Genomic DNA, 13,244 nt, shown 5'->3' with positions numbered 1-13,244 from the left:
ACGATGGCGCCGACCACGGCCAGGTGGATCGCCTCGGCCTTGATGCTCTCGCGGCTTTGCACCGAGAACACGGCCGTGCCGCTCATCAGCAGGCGCGGCGCCTGCGCGCCCTGCCCGCGCGCGGCCGCGGCCGCCTCGCCGAAGGCCCGCTGCACGGCGGCGATGGCCTCGGCCTGCGCGTCGAGGTCGCTGCCGGCCGCATGGGTGCTGGCCAGCATGACGGCGCGCGGCGCATCGCGCGCCGCCCACACGCCCTCCTCGCTCTTCGGCGCGGTGGCGGGGATCAGCGCCTCGGCGATGCGGGCCGATTCGCCGGTGGGGTCGCGCTCCAGCAGCGGCTTGAAGGCGTTGCCGGCCGGCGTACCCAGCAGCGACAGCGTGTCGAGCACGGCGTCGCGCAAGCCCGCGGCGGTGAAGTGATCGGGCGTGACCGCGGGCGAGAGCTGGTAGCGGTGGTCGAAGACCCAGGTGCCGGCCTCGCGGAAGTCGCTGTGGTCGCCGTTCTGCACCTGGTCGAACAGGCCGCCGGCGCGCAGCAGCCGGCCCATCTCGCGCGACACCTTCGCGCGGTCGGCGGCGTCGGCGCCGCCCTCGATGCCGATGAACAGGGTGCGCGAGGCGATGCCGCTCTGGAGCTGCTCGATCAGCAGGCGCTGCTTGGCGTCGGGGCTGGCGGGAAGGAAGGCCGACAGGTCGGCGCTGAACTGCGAGCGCGCGATGACGCCGATGCCGGCCGCCACCAGCAGCAGCCACAGCACGAGCGCCAGCGCGCCGTGTCGCGGGCGGGCGCCGGCCTGGCTCACGGCGTGCCGCGCCCGGGCACGATGGTCATGACGGAGCGGTCGCCGCCGATGAACTCCATCTCCACGCCCAGCACCTCGCCGCCGCGGCCGCTGATGCGCAGGCTGCGCACCTGCGCGGCCAGGGCCGGGTCGATCGGGTCGAGGTCCAGCGCCCAGCCCTTCTCGTCGCCCGAGAGCTTCGTGCGGAAGTAGCGCTGCAGCTGCGGCGCATTGCCCATCAGGGTGCCGCGCATGGCCTCGATCATGCCCATCACCTCGGGCATGCTGTCCAGCGTGGTGGTGCGGGTGCGCCCGCCGCGCTGCATCACGAGCTGGTTGCCCTCCACCGACATCGAGTCCGGCCGCGGGCTGAGGGTGCGACGCACCAGCTTGTCGGGCGCCTCGAAGCTGAGCACACCGGCCGACTGCAGCGGGCCGTCGACCCCGCGCACGTAGCGCTGCTCGGTGAAGCGCGCCTCGCCTTTCTGCTGCCGGGCCAGCAGCGCCATCAGGTCATGAACGCCGAAGGCCCAGGCGGGCGCGGTGCAGGCGGCCAGCAGCAGGGCCGCGGCCAGCAGGCGGCGTTCAATCCGGGGAAGCAGTCTCATCGTCCAGCCAGAAATCATGGAAGTTGAACCAGTTGCAGGGATGCGTGCGGCACAGCAGCTCCAGCCGCCGCACGTAGGCTTCGAGGGCTTCGCGGATGCGCTGTTCCCGCAGGACCGGGTCGGCGATGCGCGCGGAGAAGTCGGCCAGCGGCTCGAACACCACCTGGTAGCGGTTGCCGCCGAGGTAGACGCCGGCCATGAACAGCAGCTTGCGCCGCAGCAGCGCCGCCAGGCGGAACGGCCCGTCGCTGAAGGGCGCGGGCCGGCCCAGGAAGGGCAGGCGCACGGTGGCGCCCCGGCTGCCGGCGTCGGCCTCCTGCGGCGGCAGCGTGCGGTCGCCCAGCATGCCGGCCATGCGGCCGGCGTCCAGCCAGTCGCGCAGCTCCAGCATGGTGCCCGGCCGGCCGAGCGCGATCACCTCGGGCTTGAAGGCCGGCAGCGCGATGGCGTCGAGCACGGCGTTGATGCGCCGCGCGTTGTCCGGGAACATGAGCATCGCCAGTCGCAGGTCCAGATCGCCCGAGCCCCGCTGGCGGCAGGCCGACAGGGCCTCGAAGCTGCCGACGTGCGCGCCGATGAGGAAGGCGCCCCGGCCGCTGCGCAGCTCGTCCTCGATCACCTGAATGCCCTCGATGCGCACGTCGAACAGGTCGAGCCGGCCGCGCAGGAAGTAGACGCGGTCCAGCACGGTGGAGGCGAAGGCGTGCAGCAGCCGGTAGCCGTCGGCCCATTGGGCAGGGCGGCCGAGCGCGCGGCCGAGGTAGCGGCGGGCGTTGCGGCGCTGCACCGGCGAGAACAGCAGGAAGTACAGCGTGATCGGGTGCAGCAGCCACCGCGCCGCCGGCCGGCCCAGGCGCAGCGCCACCCAGCAGATGAAGCGCAGGGCGGCGAGGTTGCTGCGCTCGGGTGCCCGGGCCCAGTCCGCGGCCGGGGCCGCGTCCTTGCCGAGCACGCTCATGACCCGGTATCCCCCGGCAGCCACCGCCCCGTCGCCGCCAGCGCATCGCCCAGGCGCACGTCGAAGCGCACGCCGCGCGCGGCGCCCTCCTCCGGCGTCAGCTCGAACACCAGGCTCGCGCCGGGGCGCACCGGCGCCAGGAACTTCGCCGCCGCCAGCGTGGGCGTGTCGCCCAGGCGCGTGCGCAGTGCGGGCACGCCGCGCATCGCCTCCTGCAGCTCGGCCAGCAGCAGCGCGCCGGGCAGGAGGGGCTGGCCGGGGAAGTGGCCGGCGAAGCAGGGGTGGTCCTCCGGCACCTCGTGCGTGAGCCGCACGGCCGCGCCGTCGGCGGCGAACTGCGCCAGCGCGAACTCGCGCAGCGCGCGCACGGTGAGCTTGCCCGTGCCCTCGCGCGGCAGCGCGTCAACATGCACCACCTTGCGCGGCAAAAAGACCGCCTCGATCCGCTCGCGCAGCGCCGCCACGACGTCCTGCGCCGACAGCTCGGGCGCGACCACGAAGGCGACCGTGCGCACGACGCCGTCGGCCACGTCGTCGGGCAGCCAGAAGGCGCCGTCCTGCACCCCGGGGATGCTGTTGAGGTGATAGTTCAGGTGCCCGAGCGAGCTGCGCCGCCCGGCCACGTGGATCAGGTCGTTGGCGCGCCCGAGCAGGCGGAAGCGCTGCGGGTCGATCAGCTCGAGCACGTCGGCCATCGGCGTGGGCGCCGGGATGAAGTCGCCGTCGAAGACGAAGCGCTCCTGGCCGTCCTCGCCGGTGCGCGCATGGACCTCGATCGCACCGAAGGTCTCCCACACCTCGCTCACGGTGGTGCGCCGCGTGGCGACCTGGCCGGACTCGGTACTGCCGTAGATCTCGATGAGCTGCCCGCCCAGCGCCTGCTCGGCCTGCGCCGCGAGCTGGGGCGACAGCGGCGCGGTCGCCGACAGGATCAGCTCGGTGGGCGGCAGCGCGATGCCGGCGTTCAGCAGCGTCTTCAGGTGGAAGGGCGTGGTCACCAGCGCGCGCGGCCGGGGCACCGAGGCCAGCGCCTGCACGATGTCGGCCGGATAGAAGGGCCGGCCGCTGTCGAAGGCCGCCCCGCCCTGCATCGCCAGCAGCACCGTCGATTCGATGCCGTAGCTGTGCTGCACCGGCACCGTGGCCACCAGGTTCAGCCCCGCGAGCGAATCGAAGCCCAGCAGGCTGCACAGCCGCGGCACGGCGGCCTCGACGTCGCCGACCAACGTGTCCCAGCGCTTGGCATGGGGCTGAGGCACGCCGGTGGAGCCGGAGGTGAGCAGGCTCACCGCATGCCGGGCGCCGTCGAAGCGCGGCACCTCGGCATCGCCGCCGTCGTCCAGGCCGGTCCATTCGACGGGCACCTGCGGCAGGCCGGGCGTGTCCATCGCGGGATGGTCGGTGAGCACGAAGGCGCCGGGATGCGTTTCGACGAGGCGCGCCAGCGTCTCGGCCCGCGCATCGGGCGGCAGCAGGCTGGCGTGCCCGCGCAGCAGCGCCGCACCCAGGCACACGGCGAAGGCATAGCGCTCGCCGCACAGGTTGATGGCGGGGCCGGCCGACGGCAGCCGCTGCGCCTGGCGCCGCACGTCGGCCAGGAAGGCGCGGGCGCTGATCGCGCGCCCGCGGTGCCAGGCCAGCGGCGCATCGGGGTCGCGGCCGGCCAGCAGCGGCAGGCCGGGCGGGGATGCCGGATCGTTCATCGCGTTCATGGCGGGCGCGTGCCCGCGGAGGCCTCGTCGGCGTTGGCGTAGAAGGCGCGCACGGCGTCGATCAGCCGCGTGCGCTCGAATTCGGGGTGCAGCCGGTAGCGCAGCAGGTACTCGCCGACGAACAGCACCCCCACCCCGATGGGCGTGATGAGGTTGGAATAGAGCGACCAGGCCGCGAAGGACAGGCCCGCATACACCGCCACCGACAGCACCGCCACGACCGCGAAGTACACCGTCCAGACGCGGGTGAGCGATGCGGTGTAGGCGCGGTGCCCCGGCGACAGCGGGTGGATGCGCTGGGCGAACTGCCCGATGAGCGACAGGCGCCCCGGCCGCAGCGTGCTGCCGAACCAGCCGCACAGCAGCGCATTGATGCCCACGTGCTGGAACAGGTACAGCCGCTCGGGACCGATGGCCTCGCTGCGCAGCACCGCGACGAAGAACAGCACGCCCGCCACGAGCACCAGCGCGGCGCCGGCCCGCCCGAAGCGGGCCGCCGCCAGCCCCAGCGCCGTCAGCCACAGCGGGCCCAGCAGCACCGGCACGGCCCAGGGGGCGGCCGGATGGAACAGCATCATCCAGTGCGACAGCAGCGCGTAGGCGACGCCCGCCGCCAGGAGGAGCGCCAGGCGCCAGGCCGGCATCTCGCTGCCCTTACGTGGTGCGGTTCTGCTCGACGTGGGCGGCCAGGCTGCGCAGCGACTCGAAGATCTGCTTGTTGCGCTCGTCGTCCGAGCGCAACTGGAAGCCGTAGCGGCGCGAGATCTCCAGCGCGACCTCAAGGATGTCGATGGAATCCAGGCCCAGGCCGTCGCCGTACAGCGGCACCGTCGGATCGATCTCTTCCGGCGCGGTCTCCAGGTTCAGGGCGTTCACCAGCACCGCAGCCAGCTCGCTTTCGAGCGGAGACTGAGCGGAAGATGCAGAAGAGGCGTTAGCGGACACTCGTTGACTCCGGAGCGTTGAGGAAATTCACACGTGAACGGGAAATTATAGAAGTCGGGCTTGGATAGACTGCCCGCATCTGACCCTCCGGAGCCCACCATGGCAGACCCCTTGCTGCTCGCCCGCCGCGACTCGACCGAGTGCTTCCTCCTTCCCGGCCTGGCCAACCGGCACGGCCTGATCACCGGCGCCACCGGCACCGGCAAGACCGTCTCCCTGCAGACGCTGGCCGAGCAACTTTCGGGCATCGGCGTGCCGGTGTTCATGGCCGACGTCAAGGGCGACCTCACCGGCATCAGCCAGGCCGGCAGCATCGGCGGCAAGATGGCCGCCACGCTGAAGGAACGCGGCATCGAGCTGCCCGCGCCCGTCGCCTGCCCCGTGACGCTGTGGGACGTGTTCGGCGAGCAGGGCCACCCGGTGCGCGCCACCGTCTCCGACATGGGCCCGCTGCTGCTGGGCCGCATGCTCGACCTCAACGAGACCCAGGCCGGCGTGCTCAACCTGGTGTTCAAGATCGCCGACGACAACGGCCTGCTGCTGCTGGACCTGAAGGACCTGCGCGCCATGCTGCAGTACGTGGGCGACAACGCCAAGCAGTTCACCACCGGGTACGGCAACATCAGCGCGGCCAGCATCGGCGCCATCCAGCGCGGCCTGCTGGCCATCGAGACGCAGGGCGGCGACAAGTTCTTCGGCGAGCCGATGCTGAACATCCAGGACTTCATGCAGACGGCGAACGGCCGCGGCGTGGTCAACATCCTGACGGCCGACAAGCTGATGAACTCGCCGCGCCTGTACGCGACCTTCCTGCTGTGGATGCTGTCGGAGCTGTTCGAGCAGCTGCCCGAGATCGGCGACCCCGACAAGCCGAAGCTGGTCTTCTTCTTCGACGAGGCGCACCTGCTGTTCGACGACGCGCCCAAGGCGCTGGTCGAGCGCATCGAGCTGGTGGTGCGGCTGGTGCGCTCCAAGGGCGTGGGCGTGTACTTCGTGACGCAGAACCCGCTGGACATCCCCGACTCGGTGCTGGCGCAGCTGGGCAACCGCGTGCAGCACGCGCTGCGCGCCTTCACGCCGCGCGACCAGAAGGCGGTGAAGGCCACCGCCACCACCATGCGCCAGAACCCCGGGCTGGACATCGAGAAGGCCATCACCGAGTTGGCCGTGGGCGAGGCGCTGGTGAGCCTGCTCGACGAGAAGGGCCGGCCCGGCGTGACCGAGCGCGTCTTCGTCATCCCGCCCGGCAGCCAGATCGGGCCCATCACGCCCGAGCAGCGCCAGAAGCTGCTCGCCGGCTCGCTGGTGGCCGGGGTCTACGACAAGGCGGTGGACCGCGAGTCGGCTTACGAGAAGCTCAAGGGCCGCGCCGACAGCGCGCCCGATGCGCCCAGTGCCCCCGCGGCCGGCGGCGCCGCCAAGGCCGGCACGGCGCAGGAGGAAGGCAGCTTCCTCAACGACCTGCTGTTCGGCACCACCGGCCCGCGCGGCGGCAAGAAGGACGGCCTGGTGCAGACCATGGCCAAGTCGGCCGTGCGCACCATGGGCACCAACGTGGGCCGGGAGATCCTGCGCGGCGTGCTGGGCGGCATCTTCGGCGCAAAAAAGCGCTGAACCGCTGCTGTTCAGGCGAGCGCCGTGCGGCGGCTGCGGAAATCGATCGCTTCCTTCTCGATGTCGAAGTCGTAGAGCGATTTGCGAAGCTGCGCGGAGTTGGCAATCTCGCGGTCGCGCTGCGCCAGGTCCTTGTACTTGGAGTCGTAGCGCAGGCCGTTCTTCCGGGCTTCGGCCTGCACGAACGAGGCGCGCGGACGGCGCAGCGCCTCGTAGTCCTGCAGCGCCTCCTCGATCTCCTTGCCGCCGCTGCAGGCCTGCAGGAGCACCGACAGCGCCGTGCCGTCCTCGATGGCCTGGTTCGCCCCCTGGCCCAGGTGGGGAAGCATGGGGTGCGCCGCATCGCCGAGCAGCGCCAGCCGTCCGTTCACCCACCGGCCGAGCGGCCGGCGGTCGTAGAGGCCCCACCAGAAGCAGGTCTCGACCTTGTCCAGCAGCTCGGTGACGCGCGGATCCCAGCCGGCGAACGAGGCCGCCAGCTCATCCCGGTCGCCGATCGCGGACCAGGACTCCACCGTTTCGTTGTCCGTGGGCACGAAGCCGACGTAGTTCAGCAGCTCTCCACGGCGCACGGGAAACACCATGAAGTGCTTGCCGTCGCCCATCCACACCTGGTGCGCCTCGCGCCGCCACTGGGGCAGCCTGTCGGCTGAAATCAGGCCCCGGTAGGCACGGAAGCCCGAGTATTCGGGCGCCGAGGGCTCCACCACGTGCTTCTGCAGGACGGAGTTGATCCCGTCGGCCGCGATCACGACGTCGGCATGGGCCACGTGGCCGTTGGCGAAGCTCAGGTGCGCGCCCTGCTCGTCCTGCGTGAACCCGGTGCAGCGGTGGCCGGTGTGGATCGCGGCGGACGGCACGGCCTCGGCCAGCACCTGCAGCAGATCGGCGCGGTGCATGCCGTACATGCCGTTCCAGCCGCTCGAATCGGCGGTCAGGATCTTGCCGACCACCGAGCCGTCCATGCGGTAGTACTCGGACCCCGGGCCGACCTTGGCGCCCACGCGCGCCAGCGGCGCGCCCAGCCCCATCCGCTCGAGCTGCCGCAGGCTGTTGGGGTAGATGAAAACGCCCGCGCCGACTTCTCCCAGGGCGCTGGCCTGCTCGTACACGGCAACGTCGATGCCGCGGTGCAGCAAGGCGTTGGCGGCGGCCAAGCCGCCGATGCCGCCGCCCACGATGGCGACATGAATACGGTCTGACATGAATTGCTCTTTCGATGGATCAGGATTTGATTTTTTCGGAACCCAGCAAATCCTTGACGGCTTGGTATTCCCTGGAAATTTCTTCGGCCAATTGATTTGCCGGCGCCCATTCCTGCACGATGCCCATGGGCTGGAGCTGCGCGGCAATGGCCGGATTGCGCACCGTCGCTTCCAGTGCGGGGAGGACCTTCTCCAGCACATTCCCGGGAATATCCGCGGGCATGAAAAACCCGAACCACACCCCCTGGATATCGTGCTTGTAGCCCAATTGCCGCAGCGTCGGGACGTCCGGGAATTCCGGGAATTTCGACGAGATGGCCAGGCCCTGCAGCGTACCGCTGCGCATGTGCGCGCTCACGGCGCCCAGCGCCAGGATGATCGCGTCGATGTGCCCGCCGATCAGGTCGGTCACGGCCGGTGCCGCACCCTTGTAGTTCACCGAGGTCATCTCGGTGCCCGTGGCCGCGCTCACCAGCCGCACGCTGATGTCGCCCGCGGACCCCGGCCCCGCGTTACCGATGCGGATGGCGTTGGGCTGCTTGCGCGCCTGCTCCACCAGCTCCTTGAAGTTCTTGAACGGCGCATCCTTGCGCGCCACCAGGATGGAGGGGCTGCGGGTCGCCAGCGCCAGGGGCGTCAGGTCCTTCAGCGGGTCGTAGGCGGCCGTCGCAGGGTCGATCACGCGCCGGATCGTCAACGGGCTGTTCTGCGCATAGAGCAGGGTGTAGCCGTCCTTGGGCGCGCGGATGACCGATTGCGTGCCCAGCGACCCGCCCGCCCCCGGGCGGTTCGACACCGTGACGGCCACGCCCAGCAATTTCCCCAATTCGTTGCCCATCAGGCGGGCCGCGGTATCGGCGGCGTCGCCCGAGGCGAGCGGCGTGACCAGATTGATGGGCATGCGCGGATATTCACTGTCATTGGCGCGCACGACGAGCGGCGCGGCCAGCAGGCCGGCAAAACCCAGGATTTTTCGTCTCTTGATCATTCTGAAATTCCGGTGGCGCGAATTCTTCAAAGCGTTGACACCCGGCAAATTCTCGAGAGGGGTGCCGGTTGACGCAAGACAATGTTTCGCATTGCGCAAGAAACGGCTGCCCGCGCCGCCGCCGCGGCCTTCGATAATCGATCGATGTCCGACGAGCACCGAGCGCATTCCCGAGATTTCGTCGCCTCGCTGGACAAGGGGCTGAAGGTCCTGCTGTGCTTCGACCGCAAGCACCCCAGGCTGAACCTCTCCGAGGTCGCGCGCCTGACGGGCTACTCCCCCGCCACGGCGCGCCGGCTGCTCATGACGCTGCAGGCGCTCGACTACCTGCATGGCGACGGCAAGCACTTCTGGGTGGCGCCCCGCACCCTGCTGCTCGCGCGGCCCTACCTGGCGTCGCGCCCCGCCGCCCAGTTGGCGCAGCCCGTTCTCGACCTGCTGGCCGAGCGCACGCGCCAGTCGGCGTCCCTGGGGATCCTCCTCGACAAGGACGTGCTGATCATCGCCCGCTCCACCGGACGGCGAACGCTGTCGACCGGCCTGGGCATTGGGTCGCGGCTGCCGGCCTATTGCTCGTCGCTGGGCCGGGCCCTGCTCTCCACGCTGCCCATGCAGGACGTCACGAACTACCTGGCGAGCACGGCGCTGGAGCCATGGACGCCGAAGACCACCCGGACCATCGCGGCCGTGACGGAGCATGTGACCCGCTGCCGCGTCACGGGCTGGGCGGAATGCAACGAAGAGCTGGAACTGGGCGTCCGCTCGATCGCGGTGCCCGTCCACAACGCCGCGGGCGAGGCCGTCGCCGCAGTGAGCCTCTCGGTGCGGGCCGAGCGGATGACCATGCAGGCGTTCGAGGAAACGCATCTCGGCGCCATCCGGGAGGCAGGCAGGCGACTCGGCGCGACCGTCCCCTTCGATTGAGACGGCCTGGGTCTTCTCACCAGCGCAGCAGCCGCGGCCCGATGAGCGCGCCGGCCGCGACCGGCAGCGCGATGCCCAGCACGTACCAGACCGCCAGGAAGGGCGCCGTCAGCTCGGGGCAATGCAGGGCATAGACGGCGGCGCCGGCGCCGCCCGCCAGCGCGCCCGCCGCGGCGCCGGCGGCCGCGGGCCGCGTCGGCGCCAGCGTGCGCAGCGCCGCCAGGACGGCCACGAACACCGGCAGCGCCATCAGCCCGATGCTCCACACGCAGGTGCGCCAGGTCTGCCCCATCAGCGCCGGCATGCGCGCCTCATCGGGCATGCGCCACCAGCCGACGGCCGCCAGCACCCAGACCGCCAGCACCGGCAGCACCGCACCCAGCCAGGCCCGCCGCACGCGCACGCCGGGGTGCGCCAGGCGCTGCACCATCACGTAGCCGGCGATGCCGATGCAGGCCGGGAACAGCAGCTTCACCCAGAACATGGGCCAGAGCATCGCCTGCACCAGGTCGCGGCGGACGCCGTAGTCCACCAGCATGATGGCCGCGGCCGCCGGCAGGCCCAGGGCCAGCGCCAGCCCGAGGCGCCGGCTCGCGGCGCGCCGCGGCGCGGGCGCGACCTGCGCCGCCAGCAGATCGGCAAGATCGTCGGTCTTCATGCTTTCCTCCCCCCGCTGCGCATCTTCGCCGCCAGCGCCTTCAGGCCGCGGTGGATGCCCACCTTGACGGCCGATTCCGACATGCCGGTGAGCTTCGCCGTCTCGGCCACCGACAGCCCTTCGAGCTTCACGTGCACGATCGGCAGGCGGTGCCGGTCGGGCAGCTGCGCGAGCAGCGCCTGCACATCGCGCCGCGCATCGCTGGCCTCCGTGGCCGATTCGGCGAACACCGCCGTCTCGTCATCCAGCGGATCGTGCAGCGCCTCGCGTGCCGACTTGGCGCGCAGCAGGTCGATCACCTTGTAGCGCGCGATCGCATGCACCCAGGCCGTGAGCGGCTGGTCGCGCTGGTAGGTGTGGCGCTGGTTGTGCATGGCGAGCAGGCATTCCTGGACGAGGTCTTCCACTTCATCGGGCCACCCGAACAGCCGCCGCGCGACGAAGACCCGCAGATGGCCCGACAGCCGCTGCAGGAAGCGCCGGTACGCCTCGCCGTCGCCGTCGAGGCCGCGCACGAACAGCGCGTGCAGCTCGGCCTCGACCTCGGCCGCACGGAAAGGCGTTGTTCTCGTTGTTCGTTCCATGGGTCCGGGCGGTTACAGCCGCCGCCGGAATGAATTTCTGCGCGGATTGTGCACGGCGCTGTAACCGCCGCATCGCGCCGGCAGAACTCAGGACGACCGCGCCGGCCGGCAGGTTCTTTCCGCTCAACCTTTCAACGTTTCAAGGAGTCCACTCATGACGAACCGCACTTTGACCGCCGCCACCGCCCTCGCCTTCGCCGCCCTGGCCAGCGGCGTCGCCCTCGCGCAGGAGAACAAGCCCATGGCCGACAGCATGGCCAAGATGGAGAAGTGCTACGGCGTGGCGATGGCCGGCAAGAACGACTGCGCCGCCGGCCCCGGCACCACCTGCGCCGGCACCTCGAAGACGGACTACCAGGGCAACGCCTGGAAGAACGTGCCCGCCGGCACCTGCACCAGCATCAAGACGCCCAAGGGCATGGGCTCGCTCATGCCCATCAAGTCGTAAAGACCACCCCCCGCCTGCGCGGACTGCGTTCCGCTCCGGCAACCCCCTGCAAGGGGGCACACCCAGCGGCCCGGCCAAGCCGGTTCCGCGGGTGTCCCCGCATGGCCTGCTCCGCGGCCTTTCGAGTGGCATCGCGGGGCGCGAAGACACCATCCGCGACCTGGATCGAGGCATCTCATGAAGACCATCGACGCTCCGATATCCGTCGGCCTGGGCCTCAAGCCCGAACACTTCGACGCGGCGCTCTCGGCGCGCGCGCCCGGCCTCTGGTTCGAGGTGCACCCGGAGAACTACATGGTGGACGGCGGTCCCCGGCTCGCCTGGCTGGAAGCGATGCGCGCGCGGCATCCGCTGTCGCTGCACGGCGTGTCGCTCTCGCTCGCCGGCGAGGAGGAGCCCGACGCCGGGCACCTGCGCCGGCTGGCCGCCCTGGTGCGCCGCTTCGAGCCGGCGCTGATGTCGGAGCACCTGGCCTGGTCGCGCGCCGGCGGACGCTACCTGCCCGACCTGCTGCCCGCCCCGCGCAGCGACGCGCTGCTGCGGCGGGTGGCGGACCGCCTCGACGCCGTGCAGAACGCGCTGGGCCGGCAGGTGGCGATCGAGAACCCGTCGCACTACCTGCGCCTGCCGCACGCATGGGACGAGGCCGGCTTCCTGCGCGAGCTGGCGCGGCGCAGCGGCTGCGCCCTGCTGCTGGACATCAACAACGTCCACGTGTCCGCGCGCAACCTCGGCTTCGACGCCGGGGACTACCTCGACCGCTTTCCCGCGCAGGCGGTGGCGGAAATCCATCTCGCCGGCCACACGCCGGACCCGGTCCATGGCGAGGCGCTGCTCGTCGACTCGCACGACGCGCCGGTGGCCGAGGCCGTGTGGGCGCTGTACCGCCGCTTCGTCGAGCGCGCCGGTCCGAGGCCAACGCTGATCGAGCGCGACGACAGGCTGCCGCCCTTCGGCGAACTGATGGCCGAGCGCGATCGCGCGGCCTCGATCGCGGCCCAGGCCGCAGCGGTGCCCGCATGAACACCGGCACCTTCGAGCGCGATTTCCTCGCCGCCCTGTGGGCCGATGCGCCGGAGCAGCAAGCGCTCGCCGCGCAGCCCGGCTTCGCCATCTACCGAAACACCGTGCGCAAGGGCTGCATCGACGCGCTGGAAGCGAACTTCCCCGCGGTCGTGCGGCTGGTCGGGCGTGACTGGTTCCGCGCCGCGGCCGCCCGCCATGCGAGCGCCACGCCGCCCGACGATGCGCGCCTGGTGCACTACGGCAGGGCGTTCCCGGCCTTCCTCGCGGGCTTCGCGCCGGCCGCCGGCCTGCCCTGGCTGCCGGCCGTGGCGATGCTGGACCGGCTGTGGACCGAATCGCATGCGGCGGCCGACGCACCGGTGCTGCAGCCGGCCGCGCTGGCCCGCATCGCGCCCGAGGACCTGCAGGCGCTGCACCTGCCGCCGCACCCGGCCGCACGCTGGCACTGGTTCGACGGCGCGCCCATCCACAGCATCTGGTCGGCCAACCGCAGCGGCGACGCGCAGGCCCTGGCCGCGCTGCCCGACCTGCCGTGGCGAGGCGAAGGCACCCTGCTGCTGCGGCCTGCGCAGGCCGTGACCTGGCAGCCGCTCGACGCCGCCGGCTGCGCCTTCCTGGACGCATGCCGGCGCGGCGCCACGCTGGGCGATGCCGCGGTGGACGTGCTCGGCCGCCATCCCGATGCCGACGTCGCCGCCCTCCTCGCGCTACTGCTGCAGGCAGGCGCCTTCACCACTCCCAACCCGCACGCCACGCCATGACGAACGCCGCCCACACCGCCCCCGCCGGCCC

At 71.4% G+C, this 13,244-nt stretch carries 14 protein-coding genes and 1 pseudogene; 5 read left to right on the top strand and 10 right to left on the bottom strand.

Translation table 11 applies throughout. The features are described 5' to 3' along the window. From ACIY1X_RS18985 to ACIY1X_RS18960, 6 genes and pseudogenes are all read right to left on the bottom strand, one after another. Window positions 1–803 (bottom strand): annotated as a pseudogene (locus ACIY1X_RS18985) (transporter); the annotation flags it as partial. Next, window positions 800–1,390, bottom strand: coding sequence for a LolA-related protein (locus ACIY1X_RS18980; RefSeq protein WP_399683476.1), 591 nt, complete (start codon window positions 1,388–1,390; stop codon window positions 800–802). The gene ACIY1X_RS18980 and the pseudogene ACIY1X_RS18985, both read right to left, overlap by 4 nt. Next, window positions 1,368–2,348 (bottom strand): acyl-CoA synthetase, encoded by a 981-nt coding sequence (locus ACIY1X_RS18975; protein ID WP_399683473.1) that lies wholly within the window; start codon window positions 2,346–2,348, stop codon window positions 1,368–1,370. Before ACIY1X_RS18975 ends, ACIY1X_RS18980 begins: the two co-directional genes overlap by 23 nt. After that, window positions 2,345–4,060, bottom strand: a complete 1,716-nt coding sequence (locus ACIY1X_RS18970) for an AMP-binding protein (RefSeq protein ID WP_399683471.1) — start codon at window positions 4,058–4,060, stop codon at window positions 2,345–2,347. The genes ACIY1X_RS18975 and ACIY1X_RS18970 overlap by 4 nt, the downstream gene beginning before the upstream one ends. Then, window positions 4,057–4,704 (bottom strand): membrane protein, encoded by a 648-nt coding sequence (locus ACIY1X_RS18965; protein WP_038209005.1) that lies wholly within the window; start codon window positions 4,702–4,704, stop codon window positions 4,057–4,059. Before ACIY1X_RS18965 ends, ACIY1X_RS18970 begins: the two co-directional genes overlap by 4 nt. A gap of 10 nt (window positions 4,705–4,714) precedes the next feature. After that, window positions 4,715–5,005: a phosphopantetheine-binding protein gene (locus ACIY1X_RS18960; protein WP_038209010.1), complete on the bottom strand. Its 291-nt coding sequence runs from the start codon at window positions 5,003–5,005 to the stop codon at window positions 4,715–4,717. Window positions 5,006–5,104: 99 nt separating this feature from the next. Here ACIY1X_RS18960 and ACIY1X_RS18955 point away from each other — a divergent pair, with 99 nt between their 5' ends. Further along, window positions 5,105–6,619 carry a helicase HerA-like domain-containing protein gene (locus ACIY1X_RS18955; RefSeq protein WP_399683468.1) on the top strand — a complete coding sequence of 505 codons (1,515 nt, stop codon included), beginning with the start codon at window positions 5,105–5,107 and terminating at the stop codon, window positions 6,617–6,619. A gap of 11 nt (window positions 6,620–6,630) precedes the next feature. On the opposite strand, the gene ACIY1X_RS18950 is transcribed toward ACIY1X_RS18955, so the two are convergent. Together ACIY1X_RS18950 and ACIY1X_RS18945 are read right to left on the bottom strand one after the other, a co-directional pair. Next, window positions 6,631–7,824, bottom strand: a complete 1,194-nt coding sequence (locus tag ACIY1X_RS18950; protein ID WP_399683465.1) for an FAD-dependent monooxygenase — start codon at window positions 7,822–7,824, stop codon at window positions 6,631–6,633. Between the two features lie 19 nt (window positions 7,825–7,843). Further along, window positions 7,844–8,980, bottom strand: a complete 1,137-nt coding sequence (locus ACIY1X_RS18945; protein ID WP_399683464.1) for a Bug family tripartite tricarboxylate transporter substrate binding protein — start codon at window positions 8,978–8,980, stop codon at window positions 7,844–7,846. On the opposite strand from ACIY1X_RS18945, the gene ACIY1X_RS18940 reads away from it, so the two are divergent. After that, a complete protein-coding gene (locus ACIY1X_RS18940) occupies window positions 8,957–9,736 on the top strand; it encodes an IclR family transcriptional regulator C-terminal domain-containing protein (protein WP_399683461.1) in 780 nt (259 codons plus the stop codon). The genes ACIY1X_RS18945 and ACIY1X_RS18940 overlap by 24 nt on opposite strands. A 16-nt stretch (window positions 9,737–9,752) precedes the next feature. Here the strand turns inward: ACIY1X_RS18940 and ACIY1X_RS18935 are convergent, their stop codons facing one another. Then, window positions 9,753–10,394 carry an NrsF family protein gene (locus ACIY1X_RS18935; protein WP_399683459.1) on the bottom strand — a complete coding sequence of 214 codons (642 nt, stop codon included), beginning with the start codon at window positions 10,392–10,394 and terminating at the stop codon, window positions 9,753–9,755. Beyond that, on the bottom strand, window positions 10,391–10,978 hold the full coding sequence (locus ACIY1X_RS18930) for a sigma-70 family RNA polymerase sigma factor (protein ID WP_399683456.1): 588 nt from the start codon (window positions 10,976–10,978) through the stop codon (window positions 10,391–10,393). The genes ACIY1X_RS18935 and ACIY1X_RS18930 overlap by 4 nt, the downstream gene beginning before the upstream one ends. Window positions 10,979–11,132: 154 nt before the next feature. Between ACIY1X_RS18930 and ACIY1X_RS18925 the strand changes: the two genes are divergently transcribed. From ACIY1X_RS18925 to ACIY1X_RS18915, 3 genes are all read left to right on the top strand, one after another. Beyond that, on the top strand, window positions 11,133–11,426 hold the full coding sequence (locus ACIY1X_RS18925; RefSeq protein ID WP_399683455.1) for a DUF2282 domain-containing protein: 294 nt from the start codon (window positions 11,133–11,135) through the stop codon (window positions 11,424–11,426). A gap of 177 nt (window positions 11,427–11,603) precedes the next feature. After that, window positions 11,604–12,449, top strand: coding sequence for a DUF692 family multinuclear iron-containing protein (locus ACIY1X_RS18920; RefSeq protein ID WP_399683453.1), 846 nt, complete (start codon window positions 11,604–11,606; stop codon window positions 12,447–12,449). After that, window positions 12,446–13,213 (top strand): putative DNA-binding domain-containing protein, encoded by a 768-nt coding sequence (locus tag ACIY1X_RS18915; RefSeq protein WP_399683450.1) that lies wholly within the window; start codon window positions 12,446–12,448, stop codon window positions 13,211–13,213. The genes ACIY1X_RS18920 and ACIY1X_RS18915 overlap by 4 nt, the downstream gene beginning before the upstream one ends. The last annotated feature ends 31 nt before the right edge of the window (window positions 13,214–13,244 follow it).

Source organism: Xenophilus sp., assembly GCF_044462705.1.
GTDB classification, from domain to species: domain Bacteria; phylum Pseudomonadota; class Gammaproteobacteria; order Burkholderiales; family Burkholderiaceae_C; genus Xenophilus; species Xenophilus azovorans.
This window is presented reverse-complemented; position numbering and strand designations above follow the sequence as displayed.

What these genes read in the sequence shown, in the direction of transcription:
- ACIY1X_RS18980 (WP_399683476.1), bottom strand. Translation starts at nt 1,390, where the DNA reads ATGAGACTGCTTCCCCGGATTGAACGCCGCCTGCTGGCCGCGGCCCTG.
- ACIY1X_RS18975 (WP_399683473.1), bottom strand. Translation starts at nt 2,348, where the DNA reads ATGAGCGTGCTCGGCAAGGACGCGGCCCCGGCCGCGGACTGGGCCCGG.
- ACIY1X_RS18970 (WP_399683471.1), bottom strand. Translation starts at nt 4,060, where the DNA reads ATGAACGCGATGAACGATCCGGCATCCCCGCCCGGCCTGCCGCTGCTG.
- ACIY1X_RS18965 (WP_038209005.1), bottom strand. Translation starts at nt 4,704, where the DNA reads ATGCCGGCCTGGCGCCTGGCGCTCCTCCTGGCGGCGGGCGTCGCCTAC.
- ACIY1X_RS18955 (WP_399683468.1), top strand. Translation starts at nt 5,105, where the DNA reads ATGGCAGACCCCTTGCTGCTCGCCCGCCGCGACTCGACCGAGTGCTTC.
- ACIY1X_RS18950 (WP_399683465.1), bottom strand. Translation starts at nt 7,824, where the DNA reads ATGTCAGACCGTATTCATGTCGCCATCGTGGGCGGCGGCATCGGCGGC.
- ACIY1X_RS18940 (WP_399683461.1), top strand. Translation starts at nt 8,957, where the DNA reads ATGTCCGACGAGCACCGAGCGCATTCCCGAGATTTCGTCGCCTCGCTG.
- ACIY1X_RS18945 (WP_399683464.1), bottom strand. Translation starts at nt 8,980, where the DNA reads ATGCGCTCGGTGCTCGTCGGACATCGATCGATTATCGAAGGCCGCGGC.
- ACIY1X_RS18935 (WP_399683459.1), bottom strand. Translation starts at nt 10,394, where the DNA reads ATGAAGACCGACGATCTTGCCGATCTGCTGGCGGCGCAGGTCGCGCCC.
- ACIY1X_RS18930 (WP_399683456.1), bottom strand. Translation starts at nt 10,978, where the DNA reads ATGGAACGAACAACGAGAACAACGCCTTTCCGTGCGGCCGAGGTCGAG.
- ACIY1X_RS18925 (WP_399683455.1), top strand. Translation starts at nt 11,133, where the DNA reads ATGACGAACCGCACTTTGACCGCCGCCACCGCCCTCGCCTTCGCCGCC.
- ACIY1X_RS18920 (WP_399683453.1), top strand. Translation starts at nt 11,604, where the DNA reads ATGAAGACCATCGACGCTCCGATATCCGTCGGCCTGGGCCTCAAGCCC.
- ACIY1X_RS18915 (WP_399683450.1), top strand. Translation starts at nt 12,446, where the DNA reads ATGAACACCGGCACCTTCGAGCGCGATTTCCTCGCCGCCCTGTGGGCC.